Below are 17615 nucleotides of genomic sequence, written 5' to 3'. Positions count from 1 at the left end.
ATAAAAGGCGCGCGCGGGGGCCTGCGTCCACATTGCGCGGTTGCGGCAACAGGCTTTTCCTTGATCTCGCCCCATCTGTCCATATGCTTTTTGATTGGTTTTCGTATACTTAGCGTCTATACTATTCCCGGTGTTTCACTTGAATGGTTTCAGCCAATTGACGTGCCCTTACCTACACTCACAACAGGTTGCGCAACTCGCCCACGCGGGCCATGGAACATCACCGCACAACTTCCTCTGCACGCTTCATATCTGTCACCTATTCTTAGTTTGTATCGCAGTCCGCTCGCTGAGCATGAATATTTCCCCGATGCGCCAGGCATCGACCTCAAACCTTTATCATCCATCACAACTTACAGATAACTTGTCATGAAAAAGACCAAGATCGTTTGTACTATCGGCCCTAAAACTGAATCCGAAGAGATGCTGACCAACCTGCTGGAAGCGGGCATGAACGTTATGCGTCTGAACTTTTCTCACGGCGATTACGAAGAACACGGTCGTCGTATCGCCAATATCCGCGCGGTTATGGAAAAAACCGGTCGTCAGGCGGCGATTCTGCTGGATACCAAAGGCCCTGAAATCCGCACCATGAAGCTGGAAGGCGGCAACGATGTGTCGCTGAAAGCGGGTCAGACGTTCACCTTTACCACCGATCAGTCAGTGATCGGCAACAGCGAGCGCGTAGCGGTCACTTACGCAGGCTTCGCCGCCGACCTGAAAATCGGCAACACCGTACTGGTCGATGACGGCCTGATCGGCATGGAAGTGACTGAAGTCACCGAAAACAGCGTGGTCTGCAAAGTGCTGAACAACGGCGACCTCGGCGAAAACAAAGGCGTTAACCTGCCGGGCGTGTCCATTCAGCTGCCGGCGCTGGCGGAAAAAGATAAACGCGACCTGATTTTCGGTTGCGAACAGGGCGTCGATTTTGTTGCCGCCTCTTTTATCCGTAAACGCTCCGACGTGCTGGAAATCCGTGAACACCTGAAAAAGCACGGCGGCGACCATATTCAGATCATCTCTAAAATCGAAAACCAGGAAGGCCTCAACAACTTTGATGAGATCCTGGACGCCTCTGACGGCATCATGGTTGCCCGCGGCGACCTCGGCGTGGAAATCCCGGTAGAAGAAGTGATTTTCGCGCAGAAAATGATGATCAAGAAGTGTAACAAAGCGCGCAAAGTGGTGATCACTGCCACCCAGATGCTTGACTCGATGATCAAAAACCCGCGCCCTACCCGCGCTGAAGCGGGCGACGTGGCTAACGCCATTCTCGACGGCACCGATGCGGTTATGCTCTCTGGCGAAAGTGCCAAAGGGAAATATCCGCTGGAGTCGGTCACCATCATGGCGACCATCTGCGAACGTACCGATCGCGTGATGAAATCGCGCATCGATTCGCTGAACGACAGCCGCAAGCTGCGTATTACCGAAGCAGTCTGCCGCGGCGCGGTAGAGACCGCTGAGAAACTGGAGGCGCCACTGATCGTTGTGGCCACCGAAGGCGGTAAATCAGCGAAATCAGTGCGTAAATATTTCCCGGACGCCACCATTCTGGCGCTGACCACCAATCAAATCACCGCCCGTCAGCTGCTGCTGAGCAAAGGCATTGAAGCGCGTGTGGTGAATGAGATCGCCTCTACCGACGATTTCTACCGTATTGGCAAGGAAATCGCTCTGGAAAGCGGCTATGCGCAAAAAGGTGACGTCGTGGTAATGGTCTCCGGCGCACTGGTGCCGAGCGGCACAACCAATACCGCCTCTGTACATGTACTGTAAATAATTACAGCGATGATGAAAAAAGCGCCGAACAGGCGCTTTTTTTTATTTTGCGGTAACGGTTATTGTTAAAAATGCCAATTGAAAATAACGATAAAAGCCGCCTTTCACCGAAGATAAAATCAATTAAATCTGCCTGTTTTCCTTTATTTTTTCACAATAAACGTCCAGACAGATGTTTCTTTGAGCGAACGAGCAAAATTAAGCATGTTCTCATCAAAAATTTATTCTCATACCAAAAAACTTTGTGTAATACTTGTAACGCTACATGGAGATTAACTCAATCTAGAGGGTATAAATAATGAATCGTACTAAACTGGTACTGGGCGCGGTAATTCTGGGTTCAACTCTGCTGGCTGGTTGCTCCAGCAACGCTAAAATCGACCAGCTGTCAAGCGACGTTCAGACTCTGAACGCGAAAGTTGACCAGCTGAGCAACGACGTGAACGCAATGCGTTCTGACGTTCAGGCTGCTAAAGATGACGCAGCTCGCGCTAACCAGCGTCTGGACAACCAGGCTCACTCTTACCGTAAGTAAGAGTTCTGGTAATAAAAATGGCGCCTGTCGGGCGCCATTTTTTTTGTCTTTTTTCTTCCACCTGATCTTCCCTGCGCCAGCAACTGCCTTTGCCTGACGCCATCGGCGCCAGACGCCGTTGTCAGCTCTCTCCCGCCTTTTCCGGCTGCGCCTGAGTTACCCCAGCCTTTTGCATCGTTGACGGCGCTGCGTCGTGCTGAGAGGGCTTCCCGGCCGCCTCGCTTACCGGCTCGCCCAGATTGACCAGAATCGGCATCCCGGAGCGTCGTTTTAGCGCCGCCTCGATTAACGCGCTGTCGCTCTGCTTGTTTTTTATAAAGCGCTTGAGCGCGCCGTTCAGCGGCAGCGGCATGGTTTGCGGATCATCTTTCTCGTTGCGCGAAAGCGGCTGATGGACTTCGATATAGCGCTTGCCGTCAGGCTCAATCGCATATTTCACTGGCTGATTGACGATCTGCACGCGCGTCCCCTTTGGCACGCTGTTAAACAGCGCCTCGATATCATCTGGCCGCAGGCGAATACAGCCGGAGCTGACACGCATGCCGATGCCAAAATCGGCGTTAGTGCCGTGGATCAGGTAGTGTCCGCTGCCATAAGCGAGACGCATCGCAAACAGCCCCATCGGGTTATCGGGTCCGGCAGGCACCATCGGGGGCAGCGTTACGCCCTCTTTCGCATAGCGCTTACGAATATTCTCAGTCGGCGTCCAGGTAGGGTTAGGAATTTTCTGGCTGATACTGGTCACCATTGCGGGCGTCATTGCACCCAGCTGGCCGATGCCGACCGGATAGACAATAACGCTGTTTTTTCCTTTCGGATAATAATAGAGGCGCAGTTCCGCCAGGTTCACCACAATGCCTTCGCGTTTGGTGTCGGGCAGCAGCATCTGTTGCGGAATGATCAGCTGCGTACCCGCCTGCGGCAGCCAGGGATCGGTACCAGGATTCGCTTCCAGCATATTCAGCAGGCCGATTTTATAACGCGCGGCGATATCCTCCAGCGGACGATTATCGGCCGGCACGACGGTGGTGCTGTTTTCGCCAATCAGGCGGCTGTTTTCAGCAGGGAGCGGATACTCGGTGGCGCCCGCCAGCAAGGGCGCCAGCAGCGCAACGCCTGACAGCCAGAGGGCGAAGGGAAATGATACTTTCATGAAGGCTTCTCTCGTCGTCAACAGAACGCACCCCGCTAACCGTAGCGGGGTGTGAGAGAAGTGTAGCTTAGCAGAGCGCCTGAGCGCGGGCGCGAATAGTACGGATCATCGCTTCCAGCCCCTGAGAACGGGACGGCGTGAGGTGCTGCGTCAGCGCCAGTTGCTCAAACCAGGGGCGGACATCAAAGGCGACGATCTGCTGCGGCGTCATTCCCTGATAGAGGCTAAACACCACGGCAATCAACCCTTTAACGATAGCGGCATCGCTGTCGCCCTGCAGTTGAATGGTGCCATCCTCAGCCTGATCCATCACAATCCAGACCTGGCTCTGGCAGCCGGAAACGCTGTATTCCGCCTGGCGAAAGGAATCGGACAATTCCGGCAGCTTCCCGCCCAGCTCAATCACATACAGGTATTTTTCTTCCCAGTTGGCGCAACGGTTAAAGTTGCGCACCAGCTTCTCTTTTTCTGGCAGTGTCGCCATTCCTTCCTCCCTTGCCAGCCGGACGGCCTTAGCCTCCCAGCAGGCGGTGTATACGTGTCAACCCTGCGGCAAGCCGATCGGCCTCTTCTTCGCTATTATACATGGCGAAAGAGGCGCGGCACATGGCGGGAACGCCGTAGTGCTTCATCAATGGCATGGCGCAGTGGTGGCCGGTACGGATGGCGATACCATACTGATCCAGGAAGCTGCCAACATCATAGGCGTGATGTTTGCCGAGGTTAAAGGCGATAACGCCGGCGCGTGCCTGCGGCCCGTAAATCTGCAGATCGGGCACCGAAGCCAGCTTGTCCAGCGCATAGCCCATCAGCGACTGCTCATAGGCCTGAATATTGTCCAGGCCGAGCGCCTCGACGTAGGCCAGCGCGGCGCCAAGACCGATGATGCCGACGGTATTGGGTGTGCCCGCCTCCAGGCTCCACGGCGCTTTCGCATAGGTGGTGCCTTCCGGCAAGACAACCTGTTCGATCATCGATCCGCCGCCTTCCCACGGCGGCATTTCCGCCAGCAGCGCCTGACGGCCATACAGCACGCCGGTACCGGTCGGCCCATAAATTTTATGCCCGGAGAAGACATAAAAATCACAGCCGATATCCTGCACATCGACGCGCTGATGCATGACCGCCTGCGCGCCATCCACCAGCGTAACCAGACCGGCTGCTTTCGCCTGCGCCACCAGCGCTTTGACCGGGTTAACGGTACCCAGCACGTTGGAGACATGAGTCACCGCCAGCAGGCGGGTGCGATCGTCTATCAGCGACGCCAGACGGGCGCTGTCCAGCTCGCCTTCCGCGGTCAGCGGCAGGACGCGGATAGCGGCGCCGGTGCGCGCCGCCACCATCTGCCACGGCACGATGTTCGCGTGATGCTCCATCTCGGTGATAATGATGTTATCGCCCTGGCGCAGCTGACTGCCGCCCCAGCTGTTGGCCACAAGGTTAATGCCCTCGGTGGTGCCTTTGACGAAAACAATCTCTTCCGGCGAGGCGGCGTTAAGAAAGCGCGCCGCCTGCGCGCGCACGTTTTCCATATCGGTGGTGGCGGCGGCGCTCAGGGAGTGGATCCCACGATGCACTGCGGCGTAGCCGTGCTGACAAAAGTGGCTTTCAGCGTTAATTACCGCCAGCGGCTTTTGCGCGCTGGCGGCGCTGTCAAGGTAGGCCAACGGCTGGCCGTTGACCTCGCGCGACAGGATCGGGAAGTCGGCCCTGACGCGTGCGAGATCAAAATTCATTGATGCCTCCGGGGAAACGCTGCTCGATACGCTGAAGAACGGTCGCCTTCAGCGTCTCATCTTCAATCGCCTCGGTCAGCTCAGCGGCAAACGCATAGACAATCATCCGCTGCGCCGCCTCTTCGCTGATGCCGCGCGCGCGCAGATAGAACATCTGCTCTTCATCGATCCGGCCTACCGTGGCGCCGTGGCTGCATTTCACGTCGTCGGCGTAAATTTCCAGCTGCGGCTTGGTGTCCACTTCCGCCAGACGGCCCAGCAGCAGGTTATTATTGGTCATCTGACCGTCGGTTTTCAGCGCGTGCGGCGCCACCTTGATCATGCCGTTAAAGACGGCGCGCGCACGGTCGCGCACGATGGTTTTATGCAGCTGACGGCTCTGGCAGTAGCCTTTGTTATGCTCCAGCCAGGTGCGGGTATCGCACACCTCTTTATCCACCGGCAGCACCAGGCTGTTAATGGAGAGGTTGCTGTTTTCGCCGTTAAGCTGCGCGCTGGTGTTGTGACGGCTCAGGCCTGCGCCCAGCAGGAAGCTGTGGCTGCTGACGTTGGCATCGCGTCCGGCGACGATATCATTATGCGCAAAGTGGTAGCTGCCGACGTTTTCAAACGACAGTTTGGTGTGGGTCAGCTGCGCATTATCGCCCACCGCCATGGTCAGGCGCGCGCCGGTAAAGTGCGGCTGGTCATTCAGGCTGACGTAATGTTCGATAATCTGCGCCTGCGCGCCCGCGTCAATCTGCAGATGGTGGCGATAGTGAACGGTGTTCAGCGCCTCTTCCATCCGGCCGCTGCTGATATGCAGCAGATAGAGCGGCCGCGCCGCCGCTTTGCCGCGCGCCAGGCGCAGCGTGGTCGCCTGTTCCGCCAGGCTTTCGGTCAGGTGCAGGAACACCTCCGGCTGAACCGGCGCCGCCAGGTTACGGCGCTCCGCCGCGCTGGCGACCTGCACCTCAAACTGGTCGAACCCGGCGTCACTGAGGCTGGCGTCGAATCGGCCGTCGACGAAAACCAGACGCACCGCATCCAGCGGCAGCGCCAGAGAAGCGACCTGCTCCGCCGTCAGCGCTGCGTTCGTCGGCAGCACGAAGCGATGGCTGAACAGCGTGTCCAGCGGCGTATATTTCCAGTTCTCATGCTTACGGGTCGGCAGACCCAGCCGCATCAGCTGCTGCCAGTGCTGCTGTGCCTGCAGCGAACGATCGTCGCCGCGCGACTCAAACAGATGATGCCACTGCTGCAGCGCGTTCTCACTCCTGGTCGGTAAGCCAGCCATAGCCTTGCTCCTCCAGCTGTTTCACCAGCGTAAAGTCGCCAGATTTCACGATTTTGCCCTGATACAGCACATGCACGTAATCAGGCTTGATGTAGTCGAGGATACGCTGGTAATGCGTGACGATAATAAAAGCGCGCTTGCCGTCGCGCAGCGAGTTCACACCGTTAGAGACGATTTTCAGCGCATCGATATCGAGACCGGAGTCGGTTTCATCGAGAATGCAGAGATCCGGCTCCAGCGCCGCCATCTGCAGAATGTCGTTGCGTTTTTTCTCGCCGCCGGAGAAGCCGACGTTCACTGAACGGGTCAGCAAATCTTCCGGCATCTTCAACATGTCGATCTTCTCTTCGATAAAGTCCTGGAAGTCGAAACGATCCAGTTCGCCCTGGCCACGGTATTTACGCACCGCGTTTACCGCGGTCTGCAGGAAGAACTGGTTGCTGACGCCCGGGATCTCGACCGGATACTGGAAAGCCATAAAGATGCCTTCGCCGGCGCGCTCTTCCGGCGACAGCTCCAGCAGATCCTTGCCCTTAAACGCCACTGAACCGCCAACGATTTCATACTCTTCGCGGCCTGCCAGCGTAGCGGAAAGCGTGCTTTTGCCGGAGCCGTTCGGCCCCATGATGGCATGCACTTCGCCCGGCTTGATCTCTAAATCCAGGCCGCGCAGGATGGCCTTATCTTCAATGCTTACCTGTAAATCTTTAATGCTTAACATGTTTTGTCCTTCGCTTGCCCGCAGGCAACGATGCAGATAACGCCGGCGTTAACCGACGCTGTGTTCCAGACTGATGGCCAGCAGCTTTTGCGCCTCGACGGCGAATTCCAGCGGCAGCTCGGAGAAGACATCCTTACAGAAGCCGTTGACGATCATTGAGATCGCATCTTCTTCGCTGATGCCGCGCTGCAGGCAGTAGAACAGCTGATCTTCGCCGATGCGCGACGTGGTGGCTTCATGCTCCAGCTGCGCGGTGTTATTGCGCGTCTCCACATACGGGAAAGTATGCGCGCCGCAGTCCGGGCCGATCAGCATCGAGTCGCACTGGGTAAAGTTACGGGCGTTAGTCGCCGTCGGCATGATTTTCACCAGGCCACGGTAGGTGTTCTGACTTTTGCCGGCGGAGATCCCTTTGGAAATAATCGTCGACTTGGTGTTTTTGCCGATATGGATCATCTTGGTGCCGGTATCCGCCTGCTGGCGGCCGCTGGTCAGCGCGACGGAGTAGAACTCGCCGATGGAGTTATCGCCGCGCAGGATCACGCTGGGGTATTTCCAGGTGATTGCCGAGCCGGTTTCCGACTGCGTCCATGACATCTTGCTGTTTTCGCCTTCGCACAGTGCGCGCTTGGTCACGAAGTTGAGGATACCGCCTTCGCCCTCGCCGCCCGGGAACCAGTTCTGCACCGTGGAGTATTTCACTTCGGCATTTTTGTGGATGATCACTTCCACCACCGCCGCATGCAGCTGATAGCTGTCGCGCACCGGCGCCGAGCAGCCTTCGATATAGCTGACGTAGCTATCTTCATCGGCAATCAGAATGGTGCGCTCGAACTGACCGGTTTTCGCCGCGTTGATGCGGAAGTAGGTGGAAAGCTCCATCGGGCAGCGCACCCCTTTCGGGATATAGACGAAGGTGCCGTCGGAAGCGACCGCCGAGTTAAGCGCGGCGAAGAAGTTATCGTTGTGCGGCACCACGGTGCCGAGGTATTTCTGCACCAGCTCCGGATGTTCCTGAATCGCTTCGCCGAAGGAGCAGAAGATAATGCCCTGCTCCGCCAGCTTATGGCGATAGGTGGTGGCCACGGAGACGGAGTCGAAAATGGCGTCGACCGCCACCTCTTTGCCTTCGCGCACCGGCACGCCAAGCTGATCGAACGCTTTTTCCACTTCCTGCGTCAGATAGCTGCTGCTCGCCTGCGCGCCGGAGGTTTGCGTCGCGCCCGGCTCCGAGGCGCAGCTGTCGTCGCAGTTGCCGCAGGAGGGTGCCGAGTAGTAACTGTAATCCTGATAGTCGAGCTTATCGTAATGGGCTTTCAGCCAGTGCGGCTCTTCCATTTGCAGCCAGGCTTCATACGCCTTCAGGCGGAATTCGAGCATCCACGCCGGCTCGTTGCGCTTGGCGGAAATGGCGCGCACCACCTCTTCGCTGATGCCATGCGCCAGCTCGTCGGTCTGCAGGTGGGTAAAGAAGCCTTCCTTATAATTCTGTCGGCCGCCTTCCCAGATTTGTACGTCATCTGATGCTTCACTGTTTCGGGACATAGCAATGTTACTCGACGCCAAAGCTCTCGCCACAACCGCAGGCGTGCTGAGCTTTAGGGTTATTGAATTTAAATACCTGATTCAGACCTTCGCGCACAAAATCGACCTGCGTGCCGTCAATAAACGGCATCGCCTGCAGCGGCACGTACAGCGTTGCGCCCTGATGGGTAAACAGCAGATCGTCTTCCGCTGGTTCTTTCACCAGGTCCATGATGTAGCCGAAGCCCGCGCAGCCCGACTGTTTCACGCCCAGTCGCAGCCCTTTTACATGCGGATCGTTAGCGGCAAGCGTTTTGATTTGCTGCGCCGCGCTGTCAGTTAAGGTCAGACCCTTCCAGACGAACTCATCTGGAGAGAAAGATGCCGGATTTGCAGATTGCATAGTTTATTACCTCGCGATGCGATGCCTGGCGGCCTATCCCACTATGGTAGTGATAATGGTAATTGCTTCAACCTCTTGTTTTGCAGGGATAAGCGCAAAACGTCCTTTTTCATGCCGGTTTATTAAGGATAGTCCCTGCCAGACAGTTTGCCGGAAGAGCGACAGTGCCCGCCAGGGCGGAGAATAATAGTGGAAAATCATTCTGTTAAAAAGCATCCGCTGCATTAAATCCCCGTTGCCGTTATTTTACGCTTCCTGACGGCGAAGAGGATTGTTATTGCCGATTTTATCGACAGGCAGCATTAATGGATAAATTCTTCTTTATCGCCATTGCAACCTGAACCGATTTTATTATGATAATGATTATCATTAACACGCCACGGGTGAAGCATGAACGTTTCCATCAATGCCTGGCTACAGTACAAAATTGATGAGTATAAGTTTGCCGTGCGCGACAGTACGGTCGATTTCTACCTGGCGCAGGCCAAACTGAATCGCCCTGACTGCTCGCTCGATCAGCTGCGTAATTTTAACGACACCTGTTTAGATATGGCCGAACTCTGCCAGCTCAATGGCGATGAGCAAAGTTATCTGCACGCGCTGGGCAAACTGCATCACCGGCTGCTGCAGGAGATCAATAATAACGCGCGCGAGCGGCTGTTCCGCATGCAGGCGTGCCAGCTGGCACGCCATTCGCTGAGCCTGCTCTGCCGTCAGCTGATGATGAGCGGCGACTGGGAAAAAGCCACCGCGCTGCAGAGCGATTTCGTCAAACACGCCGCCTGGATCTGGTAGCCTTTACGCCTGTTTCGCCGCCGGCTGCCTTATCGCCGTCGAGAGCCGGGCGCTGCAGCAGAGACGTTGCTGGCTGTCGAAGATTTCAATCTGCCAGACCTGATGGGTGCGGCCCAGCTGCAGCGGACGACAGCGTCCGCGCACCTCACCTGCGCGCACCGCGCGCAGGTGGCTGGCGTTAATCTCCAGCCCGACCAGCGTCTCCTCGCCTTCAGTACAGAGATAACCCGCCATCGATCCCAGCGTCTCCGCCAGCGCCGCCGACGCGCCGCCGTGCAGCAGGCCGAACGGCTGACAGGTCCGTTCATCCACCGGCATCACCGCCTCCAGTTCATTGTCTGACAGCGCGGTAAAGCGAATGCCCAAATGGCCAACCAGATTCCCGACGCTGCGCGCGTTGATCGCTGCCAGCGTCGCCTGCCGTTTCCAGATGCTCATGGCATCAGCTCCAGCAGCGCCTGCAGCGGATGACGCATGCCGTTGCCTTCGATGCGCTTCACCTGGCTGCGGCAGGAGTAGCCGGTGGCCAGGCAGCGCTGGCGTGGCAGCCTCTGCAGCTGCGGATGCCACGACAGTTCATAGATCCCCAGCGAGTTCTCAAGGTTTTTCGCCTCGTGGCCATAGGTACCCGCCATGCCGCAGCAGCCGACGTTGATATTCTCCAGCCGGGCGCCGAAGCGAGCAAAGATTGCCGCCCATTGATCCGGGGTGGCGGGCAGCGCGGTGACCTCGGTACAGTGGGCAAACAGATACCAGGCCTCGCCGGCCGGCGTCTGGATATCGCGTGACGCCAGCGCCTGATGCAGCCATTCATGCACCAGCTGCACGTGGAAATCGCCCCGTCGGTCGCCCAGCGTCTGCTTATACTCATCGCGGTAGCACAGCACCAGCGCCGGATCGACGCCGACCAGCGGCATTCCCAGCTGCGCCAGCCGGTTCAGGAAGTCAGCTGTTTTTTGCGCGGTACGGGCGAACCGCTTCAGGAAGCCTTTGATATGCTGCGCCTTGCCGTTAGGGGAGAATGGCAGCAGCACCGGCCGGTAACCCAGTTTCTCTATCAGGCGCACAAAATCCGCCACCAGCTGCGCTTCGTAATAGCTGGTAAAGGGGTCCTGCACCACCAGCACCGTGTTTTCGCGCTGCGCGGCATCAAGCTGCTCCAGCTGCTCCAGCGTGGTCGCCGCCGCCGGGTGGCCCGCCAGCTGCTGTTTCAGCGTCGGCGTGGAGAACAGCGGCAGATCGACCATGCCGATATGGCGCTGGCTGAGGCTGCGCACCCAGGGCTGGCGCAGGAAGAAGTTAAACGCACGCGGCGCGCGCGCCATCACCGGCGCGTAGTTTTCCACCGCCGCCACCAGGTGATCGCCGACCGGACGCAGATAGCGGGTGTGGTAGAGCTGCAGAAAGCGCGAGCGAAATGCCGGTACGTCAATTTTAATCGGGCACTGCGTCGAACAGGCCTTACAGGCGAGGCAGCCGGACATCGCCTCTTTCACCTCGTGGGAAAAGTCATACTCCCCTTTGCGCGCATACCAGCTGTTGCGGGTGCGCGCGATCAGCCCGCGCAGGCTGATGGCCGATTCCGGGAGCTGCCGCTCCAGCGCCAGCGGATCGACGCCCTTCTCCGCCAGCAGACGCAGCCACTCGCGCGTCAGCGTGGCGCGCCCTTTCGGCGAGTGAATACGGTTGCGGGTGATCTTCATCGACGGGCACATCGGGCTGCGCGCATCGAAGTTAAAGCAGAGTCCGTTGCCGTTGCACTCCAGCGCGCCGCGCCAGTCATTGCGCACCTCAAGCGGGATCTGACGGTCATAGTAGCCGCGCGTCACGCTGTCGACCTGCATCATCGGGTCGTCGACGCCGAGCGGCGTACATATTTTGCCGGGGTTGAGGCGGTTGTCAGGATCGAACGCCGCCTTAATGCGGCGCAGCTCTTCATACAGCACCTCGCCGAAAAATGCCGGGCTGTATTGGGCGCGAAAGCCTTTGCCATGTTCGCCCCACAGCAGGCCGCCATAGCGCGCCGTCAGCGCCACCACTTCGTCGGAGATCTGTTTCATCAGCAGCTCCTGCTGCGGATCGCACATATCCAGCGCCGGACGCACATGCAGCACCCCGGCATCGACGTGGCCGAACATGCCGTAATTGAGCCCATGCCCGTCGAGCAGCGCGCGGAATTCGACGATATAGTCCGCCAGCCGCGCCGGCGGCACCGCCGTATCCTCGACGAAGGGGATCGGCTTGGCACGCCCTTTGGCGTTGCCCAGCAGGCCCACCGCCTTTTTACGCATGTTATAGATGCGCTCAATGGCGCCGATATCGTTGCAGAGCTGATAGCCGATGATGCCGCCCTGACGCTGCGCCATCAGCGCGTCGAGACGCTCGCAGAGCGCGGCGACCCGCGCATCGATCAGCGGCGCGTCGTCGCCGGCGAACTCGACGATATTGATGCCGAGCATCTCTTTGCCCGGTACGTCAGTGATCAGTTCGCGCACCGAATGCCAGACGATATCCTCGCGCGCCAGGTTCAGCACTTTCGAATCGACTGTCTCCACCGATAGCGCTTTCGCCTCCACCATCAGCGGCGCATTGCGCAGCGCGGAATCGAACGAGTCATATTTGATGTTGACCAGCCGGCGCACCGCAGGCAGCGGCGTAATGTTCAGGCGCGCTTCACTGATAAAGGCCAGCGTCCCTTCGGCGCCGCAGAGAATGCGGGTTAAATCGAACGTTTGCAGATCGTCGCTCAGCACGTGACGCAGATCGTACCCGGTCAGAAAGCGATTCAGCGGCGGGAATTTTTCGGTAATCAGATCGCGCTGCTCGCGGCAGCGGGAAAGCACGGTGTGATAGATACGCCCTTCCGGCGTCTGCTCCTGCGCCAGCTGCTCCGCCAGGCCTATCGGCATGGCGCGGGTATCGAGAATATCGCCACCCAGCAGCACCGCGCGCAGCCCCAGCACGTGATCGGAGGTTTTGCCATACACCAGCGACCCCTGTCCGGAGGCGTCGGTGTTGATCATCCCGCCCAGCGTGGCACGGTTGCTGGTGGACAGCTCCGGCGAAAAGAAGTAGCCCAGCGGCTTGAGATAGGCATTGAGCTGATCTTTAATCACGCCAGCTTCGACGCGCACCCAGCCCTGTTCGGGGTTCACCTCCAGGATACGATTCATATAGCGCGACATATCCACCACGATGCCCTGATTCAGCGACTGGCCGTTGGTGCCGGTGCCGCCGCCGCGCGGGGCGAAGGTCAGGCTGGCGAACGCCGGGCTGGCGGCGACGCTGGCGATCAGCGCCACATCGGCGGTGGATCGTGGAAAAAGCACCGCGTCCGGCAAAAGTTGGTAAATACTGTTATCGGTGGACAGGGTGAGACGGTCGGCATAGCTGGTGGCCGTATCACCGGTGAAACCGCGCTGTTTCAGCGTGTCCAGAAATGAAAGCACCAGCTGCACGAGGCCCGGCGCCTGAGAAATCTGTGGGATCATTATCGGGTGACCAAATGTTGTGTATCGTTTGCGCTTGCTGTTTTTGTTGCTGATTCTCGTTGTATCACATTTTTTTATGAGCCGCTGTTTTTTCAGGAAAGGTAAAAACTTCCGCCGCGCGCTACTGTCGCAACGTGAAGAAATCCCGCATTATTAGAGGTTGGGCGGCACGGGGCCGCTGACGATGGCAAGGCTCAAATTAAGGATCTTTTTTTCGTATGAGAAAACTGCAACAGGAAATGGATTTAACCCAAATTCTTTTCTCTCTGATGTTCATCCTGCTGATGATTGTCGCCTGTTTCTGGGTAGTACAGCCCTTTATCCTCGGCTTCGCCTGGGCGAGCATGGTGGTTATCGCCACCTGGCCGCTGATGCTGAAGCTGCAGGCGCTGCTCTGGGGACGGCGAACGCTGGCGATTATCGCCATGACGCTGATCCTGCTGCTGCTGTTTATTATTCCGGTCGCGCTGCTGGTTAACAGCCTGATTGATAATGTCGGGCCGATTGTCGCCTGGGCCACCTCCGGCCATTTACATCCGCCGCAGCTGAACTGGCTGCATGATATCCCGCTGGTCGGCAGTAAGCTGTACGCCAGCTATCACCTGCTGCTGGATGGCGGCGGCAGCGCGCTGATGGCCAAAGTGCAGCCTTACGTCGGCCGCACCACCGGCTTTTTCGTCGCGCAGGCGGGCCATTTCGGCCGTTTTCTGCTGCACCTCGGCCTGATGCTGCTGTTCAGCATCCTGCTCTTCTGGCGCGGCGAGCAGGTAGGCAATGGCATTCGCCACTTCGCTTTCCGCCTCGCTTCACGGCGCGGCGACGCGGCAGTGCTGCTGGCCGGCCAGGCGATCCGCGCGGTGGCGCTGGGCGTGGTGGTAACCGCGCTGGTCCAGGGCGTACTGGGCGGCATCGGCCTGGCCATTTCGGGCATTCCTTACGCCACGCTGCTGACGGTGCTGATGATCCTGTTCTGCCTGGTGCAGGCCGGGCCACTGCCGGTGCTGATCCCGGCGGTAATCTGGCTCTACTGGAGCGGCGATACGACCTGGGGCACGGTGCTGCTGGTCTGGAGCTGCGTTGTTGGCACGCTGGATAACGTGCTGCGTCCGGTGCTGATCCGCATGGGCGCCGATTTGCCGATGATTCTGATCCTCTCCGGCGTAATCGGTGGGCTGGTCGCCTTCGGCATGATCGGCCTGTTTATCGGCCCGGTGGTGCTGGCGGTCTCCTATCGTCTGGTCTCAGTGTGGATGCATGAGGCGCCGATGCCGCATGAAGATCCTGAAGATGTAGTGGAGGAACTGGCTGAGCATGAAGAAGAAGTGAAGCAAAGCGGCTCCGCGCACTGATCAATCCTGCTGCCGGACGGCGCCCGCCGTCCGGCATTTTTTAACCCTTTCCTGCCAACAGACTTTTATTAACGTTATTTATCTTTAATCGCCGCTTTACGCCTTTTGGGGTAGTGCCAGCGCGAAATTGATTACTTATGCCACAGTTTTTTTGGCGAAATAGCGGGTTACCCCCGACAAAATATTATCAGTGGTTAACTAATAAGAGGATTCTTAAAGACGGCTAACCCTTTGCTGAATACTATGAGTGCCATGTTTAGGATCAAACCTCTGATTTTTAAACAACCTTTTTCCCCTGAGTAAAGTGAAGAATTGCTGTGTGTAGTCTTTGCCCATCCCATGTGATGGGCTTTTTTTTTGTCTGAAGCCCAGTAAAAAGGCCGGAAATTCCGGCCTTTATCGTTAAGTGACATTATTAAGGGATCTTTTACTTTATCTCCGCCAGGCTCAGCCAGGTCTGAACAACGGTGTCCGGGTTAAGCGACAGGCTGTCGATGCCCTCTTCCATCAGCCAGGCGGCGAAGTCCTGATGATCGGACGGCCCCTGACCGCAGATGCCGACATATTTGCCCTGTTTTTTGGCGGCGCGGATCGCCATCGACAGCAGCGCTTTTACCGCCTCATTGCGCTCATCAAACAGCTCCGACACCACGCCGGAATCGCGGTCCAGCCCCAGCGCCAGCTGCGTCATATCGTTCGAACCGATAGAGAAGCCGTCGAAGTGTTCGAGGAATTGCTCCGCCAATAGCGCATTAGAGGGGATTTCGCACATCATGATGATTTTCAGCCCATCCTCGCCGCGCTTCAGCCCCTGACGCGCCAGCTCCTCAATCACCGCCTCCGCCTGCGCCACGGTGCGCACAAACGGGATCATGATTTCGACGTTGGTCAGCCCCATCTCATTACGCACGCGCTTCACTGCTTCGCACTCCAGCGCAAAACAGTCGCGGAAGCGATCCGCCACGTAGCGACCAGCACCGCGGAAACCGAGCATCGGGTTCTCTTCTTCCGGCTCATAGCGCTCGCCGCCTACCAGGTTGGCGTATTCGTTAGATTTGAAGTCGGAGAGACGCACAATCACGCGCTTCGGCGCAAACGCCGCGCCCAGCGTCGCAATCCCTTCCGTCAGGCGGCCGATATAGAACTCTACCGGATCGTCAAAGCCTTTCATCAGCTCGCGGATCTGCTGCTGCAGCTCCGGCGTCTGCTGGTCGAACTCCAGCAGCGCTTTGGGATGCACGCCGATCATACGGTTGATGATAAATTCCAGACGCGCCAGCCCCACGCCTTCGTTGGGCAGGCAGGCGAAATCGAAGGCGCGATCGGGGTTGCCGACGTTCATCATAATCTTCAGCGGCAGCGCCGGCATTTCGTCGACCTGCGAGCTGGTGACGTCGAAGTCAAGCAGATCGTCATAGACGTAGCCGGTATCACCTTCAGCGCAGGAGACCGTAACCTTATGGCCATCCTGCAGGCGATCGGTGGCGTCGCCGCAGCCGACGACCGCCGGGATGCCCAGCTCGCGGGCGATGATCGCCGCGTGACAGGTGCGCCCGCCGCGGTTGGTGACGATCGCCGCCGCTTTTTTCATGATCGGCTCCCAGTCCGGGTCGGTCATGTCGGTGACCAGCACATCCCCTTTCTGGATGCGGTTCATTTCGCTGATATCATGGATCACCTTCACTTCGCCGGCGCCGATGCGATGGCCGATGGCACGGCCTTCCACCACCACGCCGCCTTTGCCCTGCAGCGTATAGCGCTCCATCACCTGACCGTTGGAGCGTACGGTTTCCGGACGCGCCTGTACGATATAGAGCTTGCCGGTATGGCCATCCTTCGCCCATTCGATATCCATCGGGCGCTTGTAGTGCTGCTCGATTTGCACCGCCTGGCGCGCCAGCGCCTGCACCTCTTCGTCGCTGAGGCAGAAGCGATCGCGGTCTTCCGTAGGCACATCTTCGATTCTTACCTGTTCACCGTGCGCCTGTGAATCGGCATAGACCATGCGGATTTTCTTGGAGCCCATATTGCGGCGCACAATAGCCGGACGGCTGGCCTGCAGCGTCGGCTTATGCACATAAAATTCGTCGGGGTTGACCGCCCCCTGCACCACCATTTCCCCCAGCCCCCAGGCGGCGGTAATAAACACCACCTGATCAAAGCCCGATTCGGTGTCGATGGTGAACATCACGCCGGATGAAGCCTGATCGGAACGCACCATACGCTGCACGCCTGCGGAAAGCGCCACGCCGCGATGATCATATCCCTGATGCACGCGATAAGAGATAGCGCGATCGTTGAACAGCGAGGCGTACACATGCTTCACCGCCACCAGCACCGCATCGAAGCCCTGAACGTTAAGGAAGGTTTCCTGCTGGCCAGCGAAGGAGGCGTCAGGCATATCTTCCGCCGTAGCCGAGGAGCGCACCGCAAAAGAGGCGTCGGCGTCATCTGCCGAGAGTTGCTGATAAGCATCGCGAATCGCCTCTTCCAGCGCGGGCTGAAAAGGGGTCTCGACAATCCATTGACGGATCTGCTTGCCTGCTTTCGCCAGCGCATCCACATCATCGATATCGGTCTGGTCCAGCAGGGTATAGATACGTTGGTTAACGCCGCTCTGATCGAGAAATAGATTGAATGCATCAGCGGTGGTCGCAAAACCGTCTGGAACGGATACGCCGAGCGACGACAGGTTAGTAATCATTTCACCGAGAGAGGCGTTCTTGCCTCCCACGCGATCAACATCGTTCATGCCTAACTGGCTATACCAGAGCACGAGCGGCATTTCTTTATCGGACATTGAGACAATCCTTTTACGGTGATGTTAGGGGGTACAGAGAACGAAAA

Annotated in this window: 14 protein-coding genes and 1 other RNA gene; 5 read left to right on the top strand and 10 right to left on the bottom strand. The window is 58.0% G+C overall.

The features are described from left to right. Nucleotides 1-369 precede the first annotated feature (369 nt). Together pykF and C2E15_RS09820 are read left to right on the top strand one after the other, a co-directional pair. On the top strand, nucleotides 370-1782 hold the full coding sequence (gene pykF, locus C2E15_RS09825) for a pyruvate kinase PykF (protein WP_104957206.1): 1413 nt from the start codon (nucleotides 370-372) through the stop codon (nucleotides 1780-1782). A gap of 301 nt (nucleotides 1783-2083) precedes the next feature. After that, complete coding sequence (locus tag C2E15_RS09820; RefSeq protein ID WP_002908860.1) at nucleotides 2084-2320, top strand: major outer membrane lipoprotein; 237 nt, start codon at nucleotides 2084-2086, stop codon at nucleotides 2318-2320. Nucleotides 2321-2441: 121 nt separating this feature from the next. On the opposite strand, the gene C2E15_RS09815 is transcribed toward C2E15_RS09820, so the two are convergent. From C2E15_RS09815 to sufA, 7 genes are all read right to left on the bottom strand, one after another. Next, nucleotides 2442-3473 carry a L,D-transpeptidase family protein gene (locus C2E15_RS09815; RefSeq protein WP_104957205.1) on the bottom strand — a complete coding sequence of 344 codons (1032 nt, stop codon included), beginning with the start codon at nucleotides 3471-3473 and terminating at the stop codon, nucleotides 2442-2444. A gap of 67 nt (nucleotides 3474-3540) precedes the next feature. Further along, entirely contained in the window at nucleotides 3541-3957 is a 417-nt protein-coding gene (gene sufE, locus C2E15_RS09810; protein WP_104957204.1) for a cysteine desulfuration protein SufE, read from the bottom strand. 28 nt (nucleotides 3958-3985) lie between these two features. Beyond that, nucleotides 3986-5209, bottom strand: a complete 1224-nt coding sequence (gene sufS, locus C2E15_RS09805) for a cysteine desulfurase SufS (RefSeq protein WP_104957203.1) — start codon at nucleotides 5207-5209, stop codon at nucleotides 3986-3988. After that, complete coding sequence (gene sufD, locus C2E15_RS09800) at nucleotides 5199-6485, bottom strand: Fe-S cluster assembly protein SufD (RefSeq protein WP_104957202.1); 1287 nt, start codon at nucleotides 6483-6485, stop codon at nucleotides 5199-5201. Before sufD ends, sufS begins: the two co-directional genes overlap by 11 nt. Beyond that, on the bottom strand, nucleotides 6460-7206 hold the full coding sequence (gene sufC / locus C2E15_RS09795) for a Fe-S cluster assembly ATPase SufC (RefSeq protein ID WP_104957201.1): 747 nt from the start codon (nucleotides 7204-7206) through the stop codon (nucleotides 6460-6462). Before sufC ends, sufD begins: the two co-directional genes overlap by 26 nt. Nucleotides 7207-7254: 48 nt before the next feature. Beyond that, nucleotides 7255-8751 carry a Fe-S cluster assembly protein SufB gene (gene sufB / locus C2E15_RS09790; protein ID WP_104957200.1) on the bottom strand — a complete coding sequence of 499 codons (1497 nt, stop codon included), beginning with the start codon at nucleotides 8749-8751 and terminating at the stop codon, nucleotides 7255-7257. Nucleotides 8752-8758: 7 nt separating this feature from the next. Then, on the bottom strand, nucleotides 8759-9133 hold the full coding sequence (gene sufA / locus C2E15_RS09785; RefSeq protein WP_104957199.1) for a Fe-S cluster assembly scaffold SufA: 375 nt from the start codon (nucleotides 9131-9133) through the stop codon (nucleotides 8759-8761). Between the two features lie 390 nt (nucleotides 9134-9523). Between sufA and C2E15_RS09780 the strand changes: the two genes are divergently transcribed. Then, a complete protein-coding gene (locus tag C2E15_RS09780) occupies nucleotides 9524-9928 on the top strand; it encodes a hypothetical protein (RefSeq protein ID WP_104957198.1) in 405 nt (134 codons plus the stop codon). Between the two features lie 3 nt (nucleotides 9929-9931). Here C2E15_RS09780 and C2E15_RS09775 read toward each other — a convergent pair whose 3' ends face one another. Together C2E15_RS09775 and ydiJ are read right to left on the bottom strand one after the other, a co-directional pair. Further along, nucleotides 9932-10366: a hotdog fold thioesterase gene (locus tag C2E15_RS09775; protein ID WP_104957197.1), complete on the bottom strand. Its 435-nt coding sequence runs from the start codon at nucleotides 10364-10366 to the stop codon at nucleotides 9932-9934. Further along, nucleotides 10363-13419 (bottom strand): D-2-hydroxyglutarate dehydrogenase YdiJ, encoded by a 3057-nt coding sequence (gene ydiJ, locus C2E15_RS09770; RefSeq protein WP_104957196.1) that lies wholly within the window; start codon nucleotides 13417-13419, stop codon nucleotides 10363-10365. Before ydiJ ends, C2E15_RS09775 begins: the two co-directional genes overlap by 4 nt. Before the next feature lie 218 nt (nucleotides 13420-13637). Here ydiJ and ydiK point away from each other — a divergent pair, with 218 nt between their 5' ends. Continuing rightward, a complete protein-coding gene (ydiK, locus tag C2E15_RS09765) occupies nucleotides 13638-14768 on the top strand; it encodes an AI-2E family transporter YdiK (protein ID WP_104957195.1) in 1131 nt (376 codons plus the stop codon). Nucleotides 14769-15018: 250 nt separating this feature from the next. Then, nucleotides 15019-15128, top strand: an RNA gene (rprA, locus tag C2E15_RS09760) — antisense sRNA RprA. A gap of 67 nt (nucleotides 15129-15195) precedes the next feature. Here the strand turns inward: rprA and ppsA are convergent. Next, nucleotides 15196-17568, bottom strand: a complete 2373-nt coding sequence (ppsA, locus tag C2E15_RS09755; protein WP_104957194.1) for a phosphoenolpyruvate synthase — start codon at nucleotides 17566-17568, stop codon at nucleotides 15196-15198. Between the last annotated feature and the right edge of the window lie 47 nt (nucleotides 17569-17615).

Origin of the sequence: Mixta gaviniae, from assembly GCF_002953195.1 — a bacterium.
In the GTDB taxonomy this organism is placed as follows: Bacteria; Pseudomonadota; Gammaproteobacteria; order Enterobacterales; family Enterobacteriaceae; genus Mixta; species Mixta gaviniae.
This window is presented reverse-complemented; position numbering and strand designations above follow the sequence as displayed.

Bases quoted from the DNA above. Each gene is read 5' to 3' on its own strand.
- pykF (WP_104957206.1), top strand. From the start codon at position 370: ATGAAAAAGACCAAGATCGTTTGTACTATCGGCCCTAAAACTGAATCC.
- C2E15_RS09820 (WP_002908860.1), top strand. From the start codon at position 2,084: ATGAATCGTACTAAACTGGTACTGGGCGCGGTAATTCTGGGTTCAACT.
- C2E15_RS09815 (WP_104957205.1), bottom strand. From the start codon at position 3,473: ATGAAAGTATCATTTCCCTTCGCCCTCTGGCTGTCAGGCGTTGCGCTG.
- sufE (WP_104957204.1), bottom strand. From the start codon at position 3,957: ATGGCGACACTGCCAGAAAAAGAGAAGCTGGTGCGCAACTTTAACCGT.
- sufS (WP_104957203.1), bottom strand. From the start codon at position 5,209: ATGAATTTTGATCTCGCACGCGTCAGGGCCGACTTCCCGATCCTGTCG.
- sufD (WP_104957202.1), bottom strand. From the start codon at position 6,485: ATGGCTGGCTTACCGACCAGGAGTGAGAACGCGCTGCAGCAGTGGCAT.
- sufC (WP_104957201.1), bottom strand. From the start codon at position 7,206: ATGTTAAGCATTAAAGATTTACAGGTAAGCATTGAAGATAAGGCCATC.
- sufB (WP_104957200.1), bottom strand. From the start codon at position 8,751: ATGTCCCGAAACAGTGAAGCATCAGATGACGTACAAATCTGGGAAGGC.
- sufA (WP_104957199.1), bottom strand. From the start codon at position 9,133: ATGCAATCTGCAAATCCGGCATCTTTCTCTCCAGATGAGTTCGTCTGG.
- C2E15_RS09780 (WP_104957198.1), top strand. From the start codon at position 9,524: ATGAACGTTTCCATCAATGCCTGGCTACAGTACAAAATTGATGAGTAT.
- C2E15_RS09775 (WP_104957197.1), bottom strand. From the start codon at position 10,366: ATGAGCATCTGGAAACGGCAGGCGACGCTGGCAGCGATCAACGCGCGC.
- ydiJ (WP_104957196.1), bottom strand. From the start codon at position 13,419: ATGATCCCACAGATTTCTCAGGCGCCGGGCCTCGTGCAGCTGGTGCTT.
- ydiK (WP_104957195.1), top strand. From the start codon at position 13,638: ATGAGAAAACTGCAACAGGAAATGGATTTAACCCAAATTCTTTTCTCT.
- ppsA (WP_104957194.1), bottom strand. From the start codon at position 17,568: ATGTCCGATAAAGAAATGCCGCTCGTGCTCTGGTATAGCCAGTTAGGC.